This is a genomic window from Pseudomonas sp. WP18 (assembly GCF_036689585.1).
In the GTDB taxonomy this organism is placed as follows: Bacteria; Pseudomonadota; Gammaproteobacteria; order Pseudomonadales; family Pseudomonadaceae; genus Aquipseudomonas; species Aquipseudomonas chlororaphis_E.
Window position 1 is genome coordinate 2,352,797 of sequence record NZ_CP144758.1, and the last position, 17,870, is coordinate 2,370,666.

The 17,870-nt window shown below is 62.8% G+C and carries 20 protein-coding genes and 1 pseudogene; 6 read left to right on the top strand and 15 right to left on the bottom strand.

The annotated features are described in order from the left end of the window. Positions 1–119 precede the first annotated feature (119 nt). Positions 120–1,004 (top strand): LysR family transcriptional regulator, encoded by an 885-nt coding sequence (locus tag V5F23_RS10615; protein WP_042728498.1) that lies wholly within the window; start codon positions 120–122, stop codon positions 1,002–1,004. Positions 1,005–1,028: 24 nt separating this feature from the next. Here the strand turns inward: V5F23_RS10615 and V5F23_RS10620 are convergent, their stop codons facing one another. Beyond that, complete coding sequence (locus V5F23_RS10620; RefSeq protein WP_042728467.1) at positions 1,029–2,090, bottom strand: aldo/keto reductase; 1,062 nt, start codon at positions 2,088–2,090, stop codon at positions 1,029–1,031. A gap of 233 nt (positions 2,091–2,323) precedes the next feature. Next, positions 2,324–2,815, bottom strand: a complete 492-nt coding sequence (locus V5F23_RS10625; protein ID WP_042728468.1) for a DUF1543 domain-containing protein — start codon at positions 2,813–2,815, stop codon at positions 2,324–2,326. 103 nt (positions 2,816–2,918) lie between these two features. On the opposite strand from V5F23_RS10625, the gene V5F23_RS10630 reads away from it, so the two are divergent. From V5F23_RS10630 to V5F23_RS10640, 3 genes are read left to right on the top strand one after another with little or no spacing between them, the layout of a single operon-like run. Beyond that, entirely contained in the window at positions 2,919–3,458 is a 540-nt protein-coding gene (locus tag V5F23_RS10630) for a chalcone isomerase family protein (RefSeq protein WP_042728469.1), read from the top strand. Between the two features lie 2 nt (positions 3,459–3,460). Continuing rightward, entirely contained in the window at positions 3,461–3,997 is a 537-nt protein-coding gene (locus V5F23_RS10635) for a DUF3833 domain-containing protein (protein ID WP_042728470.1), read from the top strand. After that, entirely contained in the window at positions 3,994–4,299 is a 306-nt protein-coding gene (locus V5F23_RS10640) for a DUF6482 family protein (RefSeq protein WP_042728471.1), read from the top strand. The genes V5F23_RS10635 and V5F23_RS10640 overlap by 4 nt, the downstream gene beginning before the upstream one ends. A 12-nt stretch (positions 4,300–4,311) precedes the next feature. On the opposite strand, the gene V5F23_RS10645 is transcribed toward V5F23_RS10640, so the two are convergent. The 7 genes from V5F23_RS10645 to V5F23_RS10675 form a co-directional block, all read right to left on the bottom strand. Further along, entirely contained in the window at positions 4,312–4,800 is a 489-nt protein-coding gene (locus V5F23_RS10645) for a DUF2878 domain-containing protein (RefSeq protein WP_042728472.1), read from the bottom strand. After that, on the bottom strand, positions 4,800–6,062 hold the full coding sequence (locus V5F23_RS10650; RefSeq protein ID WP_042728473.1) for a cyclopropane-fatty-acyl-phospholipid synthase family protein: 1,263 nt from the start codon (positions 6,060–6,062) through the stop codon (positions 4,800–4,802). The genes V5F23_RS10645 and V5F23_RS10650 overlap by 1 nt, the downstream gene beginning before the upstream one ends. Then, a complete protein-coding gene (locus tag V5F23_RS10655) occupies positions 6,037–6,846 on the bottom strand; it encodes a DUF1365 domain-containing protein (protein WP_123578809.1) in 810 nt (269 codons plus the stop codon). Before V5F23_RS10655 ends, V5F23_RS10650 begins: the two co-directional genes overlap by 26 nt. Next, positions 6,843–8,090: an FAD-dependent oxidoreductase gene (locus V5F23_RS10660; protein WP_042728475.1), complete on the bottom strand. Its 1,248-nt coding sequence runs from the start codon at positions 8,088–8,090 to the stop codon at positions 6,843–6,845. Before V5F23_RS10660 ends, V5F23_RS10655 begins: the two co-directional genes overlap by 4 nt. A 6-nt stretch (positions 8,091–8,096) precedes the next feature. After that, positions 8,097–8,849 carry an SDR family NAD(P)-dependent oxidoreductase gene (locus tag V5F23_RS10665; protein ID WP_042728476.1) on the bottom strand — a complete coding sequence of 251 codons (753 nt, stop codon included), beginning with the start codon at positions 8,847–8,849 and terminating at the stop codon, positions 8,097–8,099. Further along, positions 8,846–9,268: a nuclear transport factor 2 family protein gene (locus V5F23_RS10670; RefSeq protein WP_042728477.1), complete on the bottom strand. Its 423-nt coding sequence runs from the start codon at positions 9,266–9,268 to the stop codon at positions 8,846–8,848. The genes V5F23_RS10665 and V5F23_RS10670 overlap by 4 nt, the downstream gene beginning before the upstream one ends. Positions 9,269–9,372: 104 nt before the next feature. Continuing rightward, positions 9,373–9,819, bottom strand: a complete 447-nt coding sequence (locus V5F23_RS10675; RefSeq protein WP_042728478.1) for a PAS domain S-box protein — start codon at positions 9,817–9,819, stop codon at positions 9,373–9,375. 147 nt (positions 9,820–9,966) lie between these two features. Between V5F23_RS10675 and V5F23_RS10680 the strand changes: the two genes are divergently transcribed. Both V5F23_RS10680 and V5F23_RS10685 read left to right on the top strand, forming a co-directional pair. Further along, positions 9,967–10,854, top strand: coding sequence for a MerR family transcriptional regulator (locus V5F23_RS10680; RefSeq protein WP_338498342.1), 888 nt, complete (start codon positions 9,967–9,969; stop codon positions 10,852–10,854). Between the two features lie 132 nt (positions 10,855–10,986). Continuing rightward, on the top strand, positions 10,987–11,622 hold the full coding sequence (locus V5F23_RS10685; RefSeq protein ID WP_338498344.1) for a hypothetical protein: 636 nt from the start codon (positions 10,987–10,989) through the stop codon (positions 11,620–11,622). 43 nt (positions 11,623–11,665) lie between these two features. Here V5F23_RS10685 and V5F23_RS10690 read toward each other — a convergent pair whose 3' ends face one another. From V5F23_RS10690 to V5F23_RS10715, 6 genes and pseudogenes are all read right to left on the bottom strand, one after another. Beyond that, positions 11,666–12,211 carry a hypothetical protein gene (locus V5F23_RS10690; protein WP_042728481.1) on the bottom strand — a complete coding sequence of 182 codons (546 nt, stop codon included), beginning with the start codon at positions 12,209–12,211 and terminating at the stop codon, positions 11,666–11,668. Between the two features lie 174 nt (positions 12,212–12,385). Then, a complete protein-coding gene (locus V5F23_RS10695; RefSeq protein ID WP_042728482.1) occupies positions 12,386–13,156 on the bottom strand; it encodes an alpha/beta hydrolase in 771 nt (256 codons plus the stop codon). A 76-nt stretch (positions 13,157–13,232) separates the two neighbouring features. Continuing rightward, positions 13,233–13,652, bottom strand: coding sequence for an organic hydroperoxide resistance protein (locus V5F23_RS10700; protein WP_042728483.1), 420 nt, complete (start codon positions 13,650–13,652; stop codon positions 13,233–13,235). Between the two features lie 327 nt (positions 13,653–13,979). Further along, positions 13,980–15,998: pseudogene (locus tag V5F23_RS10705) on the bottom strand (sulfatase-like hydrolase/transferase). Then, positions 15,998–16,597, bottom strand: coding sequence for a hypothetical protein (locus V5F23_RS10710; protein ID WP_338498345.1), 600 nt, complete (start codon positions 16,595–16,597; stop codon positions 15,998–16,000). The pseudogene V5F23_RS10705 and the gene V5F23_RS10710 overlap by 1 nt, the downstream one beginning before the upstream one ends. Beyond that, the gene (locus tag V5F23_RS10715; RefSeq protein ID WP_338498347.1) at positions 16,597–17,865 is read right to left on the bottom strand and encodes a sialidase family protein; all 1,269 of its coding nucleotides are present in this window, start codon (positions 17,863–17,865) and stop codon (positions 16,597–16,599) included. The genes V5F23_RS10710 and V5F23_RS10715 overlap by 1 nt, the downstream gene beginning before the upstream one ends. Positions 17,866–17,870 lie beyond the last annotated feature (5 nt).

Here is a 17,870-nt window from a genome sequence, read left to right on the forward strand (position 1 = left end):
CTGTCGGCCTTCGTTGACATGGCGACATGGCGTTAGCCGCAAGGTGATGATTTCTGTTGCCGGCGACATGGAAATCAACGAATGATGGGCACGGGACCCTGGCGAAATGACAGATGAGCATGGACTGGAACGACCTGAGGTATTTTCTCGCCGTGGCGCGAACTGGAAGCCTGACCCAAGCGTCCTCGGATCTCAGGGTCAGCCAGTCCACCGTTGGCCGGCGCGTCATCGAACTTGAAAAGGCCATCGGCATGACGCTGTTTCAACGTCACCCGACGGGCTATTTCCTGACCGATGACGGCCGTGAGGTGCTTCGGCATGCCGAGCTCGTCGAAGACCGGGTCATGGCCCTGGAACTCGGCGTCGCAGGCAGGGACGACAAGCCCGCCGGGACCGTGCGGCTCGCGACATCGGAGAACCTTGCAACGGACCTTGTCATTCCCGCGCTCCCGGCGTTCCGGGAGCGCTACCCGGGTATCTGCCTGGAAATCATCACCAGCACCGTCACGGCCGAGCTTGGCCGACGCGAAGCGGACATTGCGCTGCGCGTCGTTCGGCCCACTCGGGGCAATCTGAAGGTCAGGCGGGTGGGCCACATGACCTACTCGGTCTACGGCAGTCGGGATTACCTTGCGCGTCACCCCTGTATCGAAGGCGAGCCTTTGGGCGGGCGGCATTTCATTACCTGGGACGACAGCCACGGGTTCATGCCGGCCGCGGCCTGGCTCATGCGTGAGCACCCGCGTTGCAAGGTCGCGCTGGTGACGAGCAGTCTGCCGACCCAGATCGCTGCGGTGCGAGCTGGACTCGGCCTGGCGGTGATCCCTGACTTTCTGGTCGCCAAGGAAGATTTCATCCGCGTCGTCCCACCCGAGCAGATGTTCAGTGCCGAGGTCTGGCTGGTGACTCACGCAGACCTCGCTGCCTCTGCCCGTGTTCGAGCCGTCGCAGATTTTATCGCTGAGCATATGGTGGGCGCCGACCCCTGCCTTTCCGTCTTTTGAAAGGGCCTGGAGGGCACTGGACCGTCATGATGTCGGGGAGGTCTTGCCGGCCCACAGGTCGACGGGCCCCAGGCGATCCGCCGCCTGTGTCTCAAGCATCCAGCCGGGGTACTCGGGCGGTAGTTCGCTGACCGCGTCGAGCCGGGCGATTTCATCGTCACTCAGCACAATGTCGACAGCGGCGACGTTGTCCTCGAGCTGGCTGAGTCGTTTCGCGCCGACGAGCACCGAGGTGACGACGGGTTTCGACAGCAGCCAGGCCAAGGCGATGCGGGCCGGGCTGCAGCCATGGGCCTGGGCGATGGGCTTGAGGACGTCGATCACGTTCCAGGCGCGCGCCTTGTCCACAATCGGAAAGTCGAACGATGCACGCCGCGAATCTTCCGGTGCCTGGTTCTCACGGCTGAATTTGCCGGACAGCAGGCCGCCGGCCAGGGGGCTCCAGACCAGCAAACCCATGTTCTCCGCTTCCAGCAGTGGCTTGAGTTCGCGCTCCAGGTCACGCCCGGCGATCGAGTAGTAACCTTGCAGCGTATGGAACCGATCGAGGTTCAGGCGCGCAGAAATGCCCAGCGCCGTTGCAATCCGCCAGGCCTGCCAGTTGGACACGCCCAGGTAACGGACTTTGCCCTGCCGGACCAGGTCGTCCAGTGCGCGCAGGGTTTCCTCCAAGGGCGTCACGTTGTCGGTGGCGTGGATCTGGTAGAGATCGATGTGGTCGGTCTGCAGCCGCCGCAGGCTCGCTTCGACAGCGTCCATGATATGTCCGCGCGAGGCGCCGACATCGTTCCGGCCGGGGCCCATGCGGCTGTACACTTTTGTCGCCAGCACGACTTCGTTGCGCGCGATGCCAAGGTTTTTGAGCGACTGGCCGAGGGTTTGCTCACTCGCGCCCCCGGAGTAGACATCGGCCGTGTCGAAGAAATTGATGCCGGCATCGATACTTGCCTTGACCAGTTCGTCCGCCGCGGATTGGCCGACATCGCCGATGTGTTTATAAATACCGCTGCCGTCGCTGAACGTCATGGTGCCAAGGCACAGTTGAGAGACAAGCAGGCCGGTGTTGCCCAGGGTCTTGTATTTCATCGCGTTCTCCTCAAGACGCGGCAGTGTGATCGAGCCGATGAGCACGCTGCGCGTCCTTCATTGATGGTCGGTCACCAGGCGCGCTTGCCGTGCGTTCCTGGTGTCACGGACTAAGCTAGACGCTTCATTTTCGGAAGAGAACGCCAGAAAACGCAGGATGGTTTTCTGTTTTTGGAAAATCTGCGAAAGCGCCCGTGGCCTTTCAACGTCTACCGAGCGCGCAAACCGGCGCCTCAGATCAGGCAGTAGTCGCTGTATTGACCCATCCCCTTGTGAGCCCCCGTGACCAGATGGACGTAGTGGCCGTTTACCCAGTCCACCGGCAGGCAATCGTCCACCTGGAGCACGGCGTCGGTGTGGGCCTTGAGCCAATCCGCCGGCATGCGGCGCTTGCCCAATTGCTTGGCCTGGGTCTTGTCTCGGGCCACTACCAGCAGGTAGCGGTGGGCTTCACCAAACACTTCGCGCTCGTAGCCACCCAGGTTGATGAAAAACAGCTTGGGTTCGTCGGGGCCTGGGGCCATCGAGCTGAATTCGACGCGGTAGGTGTCGATGCCGTCGATTTCCAGCCAGGAATCGATATGCAAACCCTGACGGCTGCCGAACCACGCCTGGCGCAGTTGGGGGTACGCCTGTTCGAGTGAGTCCGCTTGGGCGAACACCACGTCGTGTACTTCGATGCTGGCTCGGGGGTGACGACCGCCGAGCATGACTACGTACAGCATGAAAACTCCTCACCAGGGACTGTGCATAATCTATACAAAGTTTGAATTTATCTGTACAAGAAACTAATCTTGTACAGATATTTTCGTATTCTACAGGTTCTCCATGGCGCACTCTGTTCGTTGGGCCTGCCTTTGCCTGATGCTGACGGTGATGGCCTCGGCCGCCGCAGACTGGCGAACGACGCTGCCCACCGCGCAACGGCTGGGGGAGGGCGATTTCACCTGGTTCGGCCTGCGCCTGTATACCGCCCGGTTGTGGACCGCCGGCCCGGTACAGGATTGGAACCAGCCCTTCGCGCTGGAGTTGCTTTATCACCGATCGATATCCCGGGAAACGCTGGTGCAGGCCAGCCTCGAGGAAATGCAGCGGCTAGGCCCCGACAGCGTGACAGCCCAATCCGTTGAGGCCTGGACCCAGGCGATGCAGGCCGCATTCGTGGACGTGCGCCCCGGCATGCGCATCACTGGCCTGTACCTGCCGGGCAAGGGTTGCCGCTTCTACGTGGACGGCAAGCTCAGCCATGAAGTAGCCGACCCGGTGTTTGCCCGGGCGTTCTTCGCCATCTGGCTGGATCCGCGGGCCCGCGACCCACAATTGCGCCAGCGCCTGCTAGGCCTGGCGGACAACGACCGAGGGACCTGAACATGTACAAAGCACTTTTGCTGGTGGCCTGTCTGTTTCTCGGCAGTTGCGGCAATGTCGGCGTCGAGCACTATGCCGGGGAACAACCGCGCTTGGACCTGGCGGCGTTCTTCTCGCGACCGGTGCAGGCCTGGGGGATGTTCCAGAAGCGGTCCGGAGAAGTGGTCAAGCGCTTCCACGTTCGCATCGACAGTCGCCGTGAAGGCGAGCGTCTGATCCTCGATGAACACTTCCTCTACAGCGACGGCACGCGACAGCAGCGTACCTGGACGATTGTGCCGGACGGCCCGGGTCGTTGGCGCGGAACCGCCGGGGATGTGATCGGCGAGGCCCGGGGCGAAGTGGCCGGTAACGCACTGCGTTGGCGTTACCGATTGGACTTGCCCGTGGAAGGACGGCATTGGGAAGTGGACCTGGACGACTGGATGTACCTGATGGATGAAGACACCCTGATCAACCGTTCGAGCATGAGCAAACTGGGGGTGGAGATCGGCCAGATCACCTTGTTCTTCCGCCGCTTGCCGGAGGGCACGCCATGAATTTGAGTCAACTCACTGAGCGAGTCACGGCCGGTGAAGTCGAAGCGCTTGAGTTGCTGTCGCTGGAAGGCGGCTTCTACCTCCTGCGCGCCATGACCGGTACCGGTCCGGTCACCCTGAGCGATGCCCAGGGCCAGCCTGTTCGATTGCGTTCATCCACCGAGCTGCGCCAGTTGCTGATCGATCTGCCACCCGTGCCGTGCACGTTGGTGCAGCATGTGGTGCATGATGAAATGTGTGGGCAGCGTGACGGCCCCATCACGCCCTTGCGGCTGCCGTTGACGCTGGCTAGCCAGTGGTAGCTAGGCCGTGGGTCAGCGCCACGCCGCGAGGCGCACAAGCAGGGGAAAGGCCAATGCCCAGACCGCGCTCAACAGCAGGCCCGTTTCCATGACGCCCAGCGGCAGCTCGACCTGCGCCACCCTGGCGCCGCCCAGGTAGGCCAACGGACCTCCCACTGCGCCGAGCATCGCCGCGCGCCAGACGGGCCGGCCGGTCCAGGCCAGGCTGTGGCGCAAGCCGCTGGCCAGGACCAGCCACAACAGCGCCAGCCACAGGGGCAGCGGCCAGTTATCGAAGCGGAATACGTTCAACGCCCCTAGCAGGCTATCCAGCGCACAACCGACCAGGGCGGTGCGCAGCAGGGCCTTTATCTCGCCATTGAAGTCCGGACACAGCCACAGATGCAGGGCCAGGCCGACGGGCACCAGCAACAACAGCCAGGGATGCTGAGCCCCTAGTACGCAGATCCACCAGCCGACCTGCAACCAGAGGGCATTGGCGACCAGCCATCGCCTGGGCATCAAGCCTGCCCGGGCAAGGCTGCACGCCGTGCCTGGGGCGCGGCCCAGAGCAGGTGCGCCACGCCAATGGCGCGCTCCTGGAAACCGCCCTGGCAATAACACAGGTAGAACTCCCACAGACGCTGGAACGTATCGTCGTAGCCCAGCGTCGTCAGTTCGGTACGCGCCTGTCGCAAGTTATCGCGCCAATGTTCCAGGGTGCGGGCGTAGTCCAGGCCGAAATCCTCCAGGTGCACGAGGTTGAGGGCGGTGTGACGGCTGGCGGTGTCGAGCATCACGCTCAGCGAGGGCAGGGCGCCGCCGGGGAAGATGTAGCGTTGGATGAAGTCCACCGAGCGCCGTGCCTGGGCATAGCGCTGGTCTCGGATGGTGATCGCCTGCAACAGCATGAGGCCCTCGGGTTTGAGCAGTGCCGCGCATTGGCGGAAATACACCGGCAGGTAGCGGTGGCCGACAGCCTCGATCATTTCGATCGAGACGAGCTTGTCGAAGGTGCCCTTGAGGTCGCGGTAGTCTTCGCGCAGCACCGTCACGCGCTGCTCCAGCCCCAGGGCCTGCACGCGCTGCACGGTATAGGCGTACTGCGCTTCGGAAAGGGTCGTGGTGGTGACCCGGCAACCGTGCCGAATGGCCGCGTGGATTGCCAGGCTGCCCCAGCCGCAGCCGATCTCCAGCAGATGATCGTCGGGGCGCAGTTCAAGCTTCTGGCAGATGTTTTCCAGCTTGTGCAACTGGGCTTGTTCCAGTGTTTGCCCGGCGTGCTCGAACTGGGCGGCGGAGTACATCATGGTCGGGTCCAGCAGCCGCTCGAACAAGGCATTGCCCAGGTCGTAGTGGGCCAGGATGTTGCGCCGGGAACCGCGTCGGCTGTTGCGGTTCAACCGATGCAGCAGTCGCAGCGCCGGGCGGCCCAGGCGCGCCAGGCCGCCTTCAAGGGCATCGAGCACGTCCAGGTTGGCGACGAACAGGCGGGTCACCAAGGCCAGGTCCGGGCTGCGCCAGAAGCCGTGGATATAGGCCTCGCCCGCGCCGATCGAGCCGTTGCCGGCGATCATGCTCCAGGTGGTGTCGTCGAGGATCTCCACTTCGGCCTGCAACGGGCTGGCGGCATCACCGAAGTTCCATTGCCGCCCATGGCTGAGCAGCCGCAGGTGACCGTGGCGCAGCTTGCCCAGTTGAGCGAGCACGGCGGTGCGGGCCAGCCCGCCGAGCAAAGGCGCCAGGCCCGTGGACTTGCTAACGCTCAGGGTGGAATTGGACATGGTCGGGGTTCTCGCAAGGTTGGCCGAGCGCCAGGTCGCCCGGGCGGGTCGTGTGGTCATGGATTGGGGTGCGCTTGAACAACAAGCGCAAGGCTTGCCAGTAAATGGCCGAGACAGTGCGCAGGCTCATCCAGGGGAACGCCAGGATGTATCGATGCAACGCCTTTCGATCCAGCGGCTGGCGGCGCAAGGCGAGGTCGGCCTCGAAAACCCTGTCGGTGCCTTGCCAGTTCTCCATGTGGATGCGCACGTGCTGTTCGTCCAGGGCGAATCGCAGGCGATAGTCCATGTCCATCGGCATGAACGGCGACACATGGAAGGCTTTGGCCACGGCGAACGGTTTGGCGAGGTCGTCTTGCACCGGCAGCACGTAGTGGAATCGCTCACGCCACGGCGTGTTGCGCACTTCGAGCAGGATCGCCGCCAGGCGCCCGTCGCGGTTGTGGCAGAAATAGAAACTCACCGGGTTGAACGACAGGCCCCAGCAACGCAACTGCGTGAGCAGGTGGACCGGGCCCTCGGGCGTTTGTCCCGTGGCCTGTCCGACCAGCAGGCGGGCGGCCTGGGCCAGTGACTCGCCTTGACGGGTCCGCGCCGGCAGGTAGTCGCTCTCGCGCCAGCTCAGCGGTGCCAGGCGCCAGCGCCCCAGCCAGCGCGACAGGCCGAGCAGCCAGGCTTGCTCGTCCAGGTCCAGGTAGAACAGGCCGATCCGGTAGCGGAAGGCATGGCGCCGTGGCGACAGGCGACGGTGGCTGATCCAGCCCAGGCAAAGGCTGCTGTTCACAATGTTTCTCCGAAATGCTCAGCCACCTTCAGCGCGCTGACCACCCCGTCCTCGTGAAAGCCGTTGCCCCAATAGGCCCCGCAGTAGTAACTCAATTGCTGGCCTTGCAGTTGCGCGTGGTCCGCTTGCGCAGCCGATGCGGCCAGGCTGTACTGCGGATGGGCGTACTGGAAGCGGGCGATGATCTTTGCCGGGTCCACCAGCGCTGTCTGGTTGAGGCTTACACAGAAGGTCTCCGATGCCTGGATACCTTGCAGGATGTTCATGTTGTAGGTCACGGCCGCCGGGGCCTGGTCGCTGCCGCCGAGGCGATAGTTCCAGCTGGCCCAGGCCCTCCTGCGGCGCGGCAGCAGGCGGCTGTCGGTGTGCAGCACGACGTCATTGTCGGCGTAGCGGATGGCGCCCAGTACGGCGCGTTCTTGCGGGCTGGGCGCTTCCAGCAGCGCCAGGGCCTGGTCGCTGTGGCAGGCGAACACCACGCTGTCGAAGCGTTCCGGGCCGGCGGCGCTGGTCAGCGTTACGCCGCCTTCGTCGCGGCTGACCCGGTGAACCTTGCAGTTGAGCCGGATACGTTGCGCGAACGGTTGGCACAACGGCGCGATGTAACTGCGCGAGCCGCCTTCGATGACCCGCCATTGCGGACGCTGATTCACCGATAGCAAGCCGTGGTTGCGGCAAAAGCGCACGAAGAACTGCAGGGGAAAGTCGAGCATATCCGCGGGGGACATCGACCAGATCGCCGCGCCCATCGGCACGATGTAGTGCTCGATGAAGCGCTGGCCGTAGCCCTGCGCTTGCAGGTAGCTGCCCAGCGTGATGCTGGCGTCGATACGCTGCTCGTCCAGGTCGGCGAGCGCCTGACGATTGAAGCGCAGGATATCGCGCAGCATTCCCCAGAATCCCGGCGACACCAGGTTGCGACGCTGGGCGAACAACGTGTTCAGGTCGTGACCGTTGTATTCCAGGCCGGTGAGCGGGTTATGCACCGAGAAGCTCATCTCGGTCGGCCGTGAGGCGACCTTGAGCTGATCGAGCAAGCGGATGAAGTTCGGATAGGTCCAGTCGTTGAAGACAATGAAGCCGGTGTCGATGGCATAGTGCTCGCCACGCCAGGCCACATCGACGGTGTGGGTGTGACCGCCAATCCATTCGGCGGCCTCGAACACCGTCACTTCGTGTTTGCGTGACAGCAGGTGGGCGCAGGTCAGGCCCGCGATGCCGCTGCCGATGATTGCTATACGCATCGATCGTCAATCCTGTTCATGGCGGGCCAGGCGTTGGCCCAGCTTCAGGCGCAGGCACGCGGGCATGGCCCCGAGCAGGCGCAACACCAGGGTGAAAATGCCGGGGAAGTTGATCTCCAGCGGCCGTCGGGGCAGACGCTTGGCGATATGCCGTGCGGCGCGCTGCGCCGACCACAGTTGCGGCATGGGGAAGTCGTTGCGACGGGTCAGTGGCGTGTCGACGAAGCCGGGGCTGACCAGGGTGACGTCGATGCCCTCGCTGGCCAGGTCGATACGCTGCGACTCCACCAGATAGCGCACGGCCGCCTTGGACGCGCCGTAGGCACCGGCGCGGGGCAAGGCCAGCCAGGTCACCGAACTGCCCATCACCACCAGGTGGGGTCGCTGGCCATTGCGCAGCAAGGGCAGGGCGGCCGCCAGGCAGTGGCTGACCCCCATGAGATTGGTGCGCATCACTCGCTCGACCACGGCGGGGTCGAAATGGCCCGGTTCCAGGTACTCGCAGGTGCCGGCATTGAGGATCGCCATGTCCAGCGCTCCCCAGGCAAGCTGGATCCGGGCGGCGATCCCGGTCACTTGCTCCGGGTCGTCGAGGTCGCCGATGGCCAGCAATACCTGGCCGGGAAACCGCTCCGCCAGAGGTGCGAGGCTATCTGCGTGGCGACCGCCCAATGCCACCTGATGGCCTTGCTCCAGCAGGTGTTGCGCGAGCGCGGCCCCGATGCCGCTGCTGGCGCCGGTCAGCCAGCAACGGCTCATGCCAGCCGGCCCTTGAGCCAGCGGATGGCGCCGCCCATGACCGGGATGTGTTCATAGAGCAGGGCGCCGGCGTCGAAATAATCCTGGTGGAAATGGACCCGGTCGCTCCACTGCAAATGACTGCAGCCTTGCAGGGTGATCTGCTCGCCGCGGGCCAGGCGTGGATGACGGAACTGCAGCGTCCAGCGCAGGTAACCTTGCCCAGGCTGGACTTCGTCGGCGCTGGTGAAGGCATAGCGGATGTCGTGGGCGTTGGCGTACAGCTCGGTGAAGTAGGCTCGCAGGTCCTTCAGGCCCTGGATCTGATGCAGGGGATCACGGAAGATGATGTCTTCGCTGTACAGCTTTTCCAGTGCATCGAGGTTGTCTCCCGTGAGACTGGCAAAGTCCTCGGCGAATTGCTGCAGGTAGGCTGACATACGGCACTCCAGGCAATCCTGTACAAAAAAGAAATGTTGTACAGGTATGGCTGAAGCGTACGGTTAAATCTGTACAAGTCAATCCTCTTGTACAGTTTTTTGTTTCAACGATTGATCTCGGCGAGTTGCCGACGCAGTTCCGCGACGTCTGCTTCCAGCGCGCGAACCTGTTCCTCGGCGGCAATCTGCGCCGTAACGTCGCGTTGGATGCCGATGTAGTACGTCAACTGGTCCGCCTCGTTGTGCACGGGCGTGATGGACAATTCATTCCAGAACAGACTGCCGTCCTTGCGATAGTTGCGCAGGACCTGACGGCAGGGCCGGCCCTGGCTGATCGCCTCGCGGATAGCGGCGATGCCCGCCTGATCATGATCCTGGCGCTGGAGAAAGCGGCAGTCCTGGTAGAGGATGTCGTCGGCGCTATAGCCGGTGAGGCGTTCGAAGGCCGGGTTGGTATAGATGAGGATGCTGTCGTTGCCCTCCTGCTCGGCGACGACGATGCCATCGTTGGAGTTTTCGACCATCAATTGCAGCAGCTTTGCGTCGATCATTGGGCCCACCCACGAAATAATGCAGCGGTCTGCGTAGCGCACCTGTGCGAAGCGTCGGTGCGGTTTGCCACATGATGACCTACGGATGCTCGCCGCAGAAAGACTGTATGGGTTTAGAATGTGCCACCTTTCGGATAAACCCCTCGTATGACTGAAGCCACCCCACCCGATTTGCTGCCCATGCGTGACGTGGTCAGCCTGACCGGCATCAATCCGGTGACATTGCGTGCCTGGGAACGACGCCATGGGTTGATCCGCCCGCAACGCACCGACGGTGGTCATCGGTTGTACACGGTCGAGGATGTACAGCGCATACGCGACATCCTGCGCTGGACGGCCGGTGGCCTGCCCATCAGCAAGGTCGGCGAACTGCTCGAAGGCCAGCACGAGGTGGTCCCGCCCGAGGATAACGCGCTTGACGATTGGCGTGCCGCCGTCGTGCACGCCACCAAGGCCTTCGATGCCCGGGCGCTGGAAGACCTCTATCACCGGTTGTTCACGCTATTGCCCAAGGCTGTGGTACTGCGCAAGGTGTTGATGCCGGTCTGGCAAGACCTGGCGGCGGGCAGTGCGTTGGGGGCGTGCAGCCAATGGCTGTTTCTCGACACGTTCCTGCGCAATCGCCTGATGCTGCGCCTGCAGAGGGATCAGGCGGATGCGCCGCACGTACTGCTGGCCGGCACCGAAGGGCATGCCGAACTGCAGTTGTTGTGCGCCGCCGTGCTGCTGGGCGGCAAGCAGCAACGCATCGACGTGCTCGGTTGCGGGCACCCCTTGCAAGAGCTTGCCCTGGTGTGCGCGGCCATCCAGCCGGCGGCGCTGGTGATTGCGTTGCAGGCGCCTGTCAACCCCCTCCTGGCCACGCGCCTGCGTTCGTTACAGATGGACATCGCTTGCCCACTGGCCCTGACGGGGGTGGGGCTGGCTGGCTCGCAAGCCGCCCTGCAAGGCATTCCGCTGTGCCTGTTGAACGAGCAGGACGCCGATGTCGAGGGGGTGCTCAACGCCTTGATCAGAGGCTCCCTGGATCTGTGACCGCTTGTTTGCACGATTGCATGTAGGCATTGAGGCCATCCAAGTGGTGGCCTTTTGATTTCGGGTGGATCCCGCTAGAATCCGCACCCCTCTTCGTGAGCGGCAACTAGAACATTACGCAAGGAAGTTGATATGCAATTTGCAAAAGCCATGGGTCTTGTCCTGGCCTTGAGCCTCACTGGCTGCGCCAGCTTCACCAAGGATGAAGTCGCCCCAGTGAACCTGCCTTCGATGGCCGGTTATTCGAACAAGCCGAACGTCTATGTCGACTTCGATTTCTATCAGGGCGAACCTGACAGTGCCAAGGCCACCGAAGTGCCGCAGGCCCGGGACATGCTCAAGCCCGAGCTGAAACGCACCATCGATGAATCGGGGCTGTTTGGCCGTGTGGTTTTCGACGAATTCCAGAAACAACCCGGTGACTACAGCCTGCGCCTGAAGGTCTACAACCACGCGCCGGGCGGCGGTCAGTTGGTCTTGGCGTTCATCAGTGGTTTCTCGCTCGGGATTATTCCTGCACTGGCAACGGACCAGTACACCATGAGCCTGGAAACCGTGGATGAGCGTGGCCAGCCACTGGGCAAAGCCAACAACCATGACGCGATCAACACCTGGATGGGCATCTGGTTCCTGCCGCTGGCAGGCAATACCCCCAAGGCAGCCGTCACTGACACCTTCAACCGCCAGGTCAATGCGCTGTTGAAGAACTGGGTCGACAACAACCGCACGAAATACTCCGCTGTCGACACCCGCATTCCACGGGGCTGACACCGCTGAAAAAAAGAGCCGCGATTGCGGCTCTTTTTTTTGCTTACTTCAACGCTTGAGTGAACTGCGGGTCGCTGTACAAGTTTTTGAGCAAGTCCTGCACCATCGGGTTGTAGTTGTTCGCGGCCGCCGGGATGGCGATCGGGCCGAAGAAACTGCTGTCCCATTCGCGCTGCACGTCCTTGGTGGCTTCGTAGAGAACCTGATCGCCCTTGCGCAGCGTGAAGCGTGCGGACAACTCGCCATGACCGCTGCCCATGCCGGCCGTGAGCTGGTTCTTGATCAACCGGACTTGCAACTGACGGTCAGCGCGAGGGTCCAGCAGACCCGCCTGGCGCAGTTCGTCGTTGATCGCTGCCTGGATGTGCAGCGGAACGCTACCGGCAGGCGAAGAGATCGGGTTCATGCGCACCATCAGCGACCCTTGGCCGGAATCGGCATCGACCTGGGCTTCACGCACGGGCTGCACGGGCTCCTGTTGCTTGAGCTGTTGAACGTTCTGGAAGTTGGGTTCGTAGCGGGTCATGGTCACACCGCAGCCTTGAAGCAGCAGGGCGCAGAACGGTAGAGCCAGGTAGAGCTTCTTCACAGCAAATCCTTATGTGCTTTTTTAAAGAGGCGTGATTATCGACAGATAGCCATGAGCCATCAAGGATTAGACGTGTGCAGTGCCGATGGAATGCCTGCCGGGCCGTTGCAGCTTGCAGCAGATGAGCAAGGACCGCTGCCTGTTGCCAGCGGTCCCCGGTTGCCAGAGGGCGTGTTATTGCGCCGCTTTCTCGATCAGGTTGGCCACCACCTTCGGGTTGGAAACCATCACCACGTGTGAGGCGCCTTTCACCACGACGGTCTGTTTGGAATGGGCACGCTCTGCCATGAACGCCATGGCTTGAGGCGGGATGTTCTTGTCCTTGTCGCCGTACACGAACCAGGATGGAATGGTTTTCCAGGCCGGGTCGGTCGCGGCTTCGTTGAGCGCGGCGACGGTGACCGGACGCTGACCGGCAGCCATCAGGCGTGCTTCGGCCTCAGGTACATCGGCGGCGAACTGGTCGTGGAACTTGTCCTGCTGGATGTACAGATCCTTGCCGCCGTCGGCCAGGTCCATCGGGGCCGCCAAGGCCGAAGCCAGGGTACCGCCCGGGAACCGTCCAGACAGTTGCGCCGCCGTCTCGCCCGTCTCGGGCGTGAACGCTGCCACGTACACCAGGCCCTTCACGTTGGGGTTGCCGTACGCCGCCTCACTGATCACCGAGCCGCCGTAGGAGTGGCCGACCAGGACCACCGGCGTCTTGATGTTCTTGACGATGCTCGCCACGGCCTGGGCATCACTGCTGACGCCCCGCAAAGGGTTCGCCGCCGCAATGACCGGATAGCCGTCCTTTTCCAGAATTTTCACCACGCCGTTCCAGCTCGAAGAGTCGGCGAAAGCGCCATGCACTAGCACGACAGTGGGTTTGACGTCGGCCGCGTTTGCAAGACCGGCAGCTGCGAAAGCGGTGGCGAGGGCCAGGCCAGAAAGAAGCTTTTTCATGAGTCATTACCTTTAAAAAGAAGAAGCGGGTGGTTGCCTGTTGTGGCGGTGTGCACGTTCGGGAAGGCCCGTGACGTCAGACCGAGACGTGCAGGCGCACATCGACATTACCGCGGGTGGCGTTGGAGTACGGGCAGACCTGGTGGGCCGCGTCGACCAGCGCCTGGGCATCGGCTTGATCAAGGCCCGGCAGGCTGATGTGCAGGTCGATGTCGAGGCCGAAACCGCCGGGGATCTGGCCGATGCCGACGTGGGCGGTGATCGAGGCGTCGTCCGGGATCTTGCGCTTGCCCTGGCTGGCGACGAATTTCAGCGCGCCGATGAAGCAGGCCGAGTAACCGGCGGCGAACAGTTGCTCAGGGTTGGTCGCCGCACCGCCGGCGCCGCCAAGTTCCTTGGGGGTAGTCAGCTTCACGTCGAGGATGCCGTCGTTCGAAACAGCGCGGCCATCACGGCCACCAGTGGCGGTTGCTACAGCGGTGTAGAGTGCTTTCATGGTCTTTCTCCTGAGAGTAGATGCGGACGGTGCTGGTTAGGTTTTAGCGCCTTAAATGTTTGCGCGCTAAGAAGTTGAGTGAAAATTATCGCATTGAAATTTAGCGCGCAAGCTAATTTTTGGAAATACATTGAAATTTCCATTAGCTAATTGTTTTTAAAGGGAATATTTTTTAAGGCACGAAGACGTCTGTCCCGTTCGCGAGACGACAGGGGTGGGCTTGGCTTCTGGACTGCTATCGAAAACGTGCTGATTTTCGCTGACGCTGCGCGCGACCTCGAAGGCGGAGGTCGCGCTGTTCTTCAGATCACCGCTTATTGGCCACGGCTAACGAACGTTGCGATGCAGCATCAGACGCGCACTTTCGTGAAGGCCGCGCGTCAGTTCCTGCAAGCGCAGGAACTCTTCAGGGTGTTGCGCGGCCACGTCTTCTCAGGGCGTTGGCGAGGCCAGGTCATGCAGGGTAGGTGAGCTGCCGTCGTGTTGCATCTGCAGCAGGAAGTGTTGGGTCACGCCGCCGATGATCGGGAAGGTGCCTTCGCGCAACACCAGCGGCACCACGCGTTCGCCTTCGGGGGCGGGCTGCTGGATGTCCCGGCCCATGGCGCCGTTGGTGAAGGGGATGCCTGCCAGGCCCGCCACGGTGGGCAACAGGTCGGCCAGGCCGACGGCCTCTTCGATCACGCGGGGCGCGAGGCCTGGGGCGTGGATCAGCAACGGTACGTTGTTGCTTTCCAGACCCAGCTGTTCGAAGGCGGGCGCCATGTGCGGGATCTGGCTGATGCGTGTGTTGTGGTCGCCAAAGAACACAAAGATGCTGTTGTCGTAGTAGCCGCCGGCCTTGGCGATCTCCATCAGACGGCCGATGTTGTAGTCCAGCAGGCGCACCGCGTTGTATTGCTCGACGCTGCGCGAACCGGCGGCCTGGGCTTGTTCCAGCGTCACATCACTCACCTGGAAGCCGTCGTTGTGCTTGGGGATGGTGAAGGGGCGATGGTTGCCGGAGGTTTGCAGGTAAGCGAAGAACGGCTGGTCCTTGGGGACGGCGCGCAGCCGTTCGTCACTCTCCTTGAACAGGTCCAGGTCGGAAATGCCCCACACATCCACCCGTGGCGATCGCCAGTCGCTCTCTTCAAACAGCTGCACATCGTCGATGCTCTGGCGGATCAATGCATTGATATTGGCCCAACCGGCGTTGCCGCCGATCATGTAGAACTTCCGATAGCCTTCGAACGCGTTGATCAGTGTGTGCTGCCGGGTGATCAGCGGGTTGCGCGTGGCCGTTTCCTGGCGGGTGACGTCGGGTACGCCCGTGATGCTGGCCCAGACGGTCTTGGCGGTGCCCGTGACCGGCACGTAGAAATGCTTGAAGAACCAGCTCTGCGTGGCGAGTTTGTCCAGGTTCGGCGTGGGATTGAGTGGGTTGCCGTAGGCACCGACGGCGCTGGTGCCGAGGGATTCGAGCATCACAAAGATCACGTTCGGCGGGCGCTCGCCGGCCAGCCGATAGGGCTGTACGCCTTGATGGCGCTTGAAGTCCAACTGCCGGGCATCCGGCCGATCCACCCCCAGGTACTTGGCGATTTGCGGATAATACTGGCGCACCAGGGCTTCATCGAACTGCGATTGGCCAGTTTTCAGGGTGTCGTACAGAAACAGCACCGGGTTCAGCCCCACGGCGGCCACTTGGCTGTTGCCGGAAAAGAATGCATCGCTCCAGCGCAGGGGCACCGGGTTTTCCAGGTTGAGGTTGGCGACGCGGCCGAGCAGGGCCAGCAACACGGCGATCACGCCCATCACTGAGACGGATGCCAGCGCCCACCGGTTGTGGGAGGTGGGCGTGCGGTCCAAGGTCAAGCGCTCCAGGCGGACCAACGCCCACACCCACGCCACCACCGCTGCCAGCCAGCCGGCGGTGATCCATAGCACCGGGTAGGTTTCCCACACCATCTGTTGTGAAATCTGCGCGTCTTGCAGGTAACGCAGTACCGTCGCATTGATGCGCACGCCCAGGTAGGCGTAATGACCGAAGTCGATGATGTACACCAGGCCGATCATCGCCAAGGCCACAGCCAGATACGCGCGCGCCAGCCAGCGCAGGGCCGGGAGGGTGCTGAGGTTCCAGCGCGGTAGCCACGCCAGCACAGCCAGCGGCAGCAGGAGCAGCACGGCCAGGCGCAGGTCGAAGCGCAGGCCGATGCCCAGGGTTTCCAGCAGCGCCGGGGTGGTCAAGTCCAGACCTGAAAAGCCCAGCAGGAACACCAGCCGCAGCGCCACCAGCAACGCAAATACCAGCCCGATCGCGCCCACGCCGTAGCGCAAGCGGCGTGATTGCAACGCGCTCATCATTGACCTCTGTGCCATTTCAAAAGGGGACGCCAGGCGATGCCGATCAACAACCCTGCACCGGCGATCAGGCAGTAGCCGGCCAGCAATGGGTCCATCAGATAATCCCAATAGTTTTCCGAGGCCTTGAGCCGCAAGGCGAACGCCAACGTGCCGATCGCCAGCATCCCCACCGCCAACGCATGCCTCAGCCACAGCATCAGCAGCGTCGCCGCTGCCACCAGCACGATCATCGGTCGAGGGTTGAAGCCCCAGCGGTAGGGCTCGAAATAGGTCAGGCCCAGCGTGGCGGGGTAGAGCACCAGGCTCAACAGACCGAACAGCAGCCACATTTGCACCTGGTGCCGTCGAGCGAGCGGCGGCACCACGCCCAGGCGGTTGAGCACGACCCACGCCAGCAGCACCAGCGTGCTGATGGCCAAGTCATCGGTAAAACTGCGCACGTACGCCGCCAACGGCAGCTCATTGACCTGCACAAAACTCACCGCCGCCAGCATTGGCAACAGCCATGGCCGCCAGGGTGCGGTGAACCGGAGCGTGCTCAAAAGCACGAACCCCAGCAGCACGAAACTCAAGTGGGCCTGCCACAGAGAAACCATCACAGACGCTCCGCCAGCCAGGCTTCGTTGAAGCTGACATGTTTGATGAACGTGTTATTCCACGAGTACACCAGGTGATACATGCCGTCCGGGCTGCGGCTGAAGTACGGGTACTCGTATTCGAAATCGCAGCCTTGGGGCTTGCATACGCGGTAGTCGAGGTTGCTGAGGAAGCGTTGCGCCAGCGGTAACCGTTTCGCACCGCTGGAGGCGCGAAAGCCTTCGCCAATGATTGCTTTATAGGCTTCGGGGGAAAACGGCTGACCGAGCGGGTCGGGCGACTGATCCAGTTCCACCACGGTGCGCCACTGACTGAGCTGGGCGTCGGTGCTGTAGAGGCTGAGCTTGAAGCGGCCGTCCTGCAGGTCGTTCAGGGCCACCAGCAAACCGTCGTCCGCGGTGCCCACCGCCGCCAGCGACGAATTGGGGTTGGCGGGCTCCAGTGGGTACGGCGGGCTCCAGGTTTGCCCGGCGTCCGCGGTGCGGCTGGCCAGCACGCGGTGATGGGTGTCGCCGGCATAGCGCAACATCGCCACGGCGCGCTGGCCGTCCAGCGGCACGATGGTCGGTTGCAGGGCGTTCTTGCCACGGCTGATGCGGAATTTGTCGATCACGGCGCCGTCCGCGCTCAGGTACAGGTACTCGGCAAACTTGCCCGTGAACTCGTGGTACACCGGCAGGCCGATGGAGCCGTCGGCGTGGAACACCGGGGCGGCGCGGACCAGGGTGCTGATGTTGAAGAACGGCGACGTCACCAATTGCCGGGGCGCTGTCCAGCTGGCACCAAGGTCATCAGAGACCATCACGTTGATCGCGCTGGTGGCCCAGCCGCCTACCGAGACCGATACGTAGAACATCCACAGGCGATTATCCGGCGCCAGGGCGATCACCGGGTTGCCGAGCTTGCGGATGTGACGTTGGGTGCCATCGCGGGTGCTTTCCCGCGTGGCCAGTACCTGTTCGGCGCCCCATTCGCCGCTGCGCGCATCAAAGCGGGCGGTGCGCACCTGCACATCGGCGGCGCCTTCGCGCGAACCGGCGAACCACACGGCCATCAGGTCGCCGCCGGGCAGGGCCGTGACCGATGAGGAATGCACGAAATCCGTGAGCTGGGTGGACACGAATCGGCTGCTGTACTGCGTCGGTGCATCGACGTTTGCGGTGTTCGAAGCGACCTGGGCAAACGGCGCCAACACATGGGGCGGATGGCTTTGCCAGGCCGCGAAGAACACTCCCAGCAAGAGGCCAATCAATAAGGTGGAGCGCATAGGGA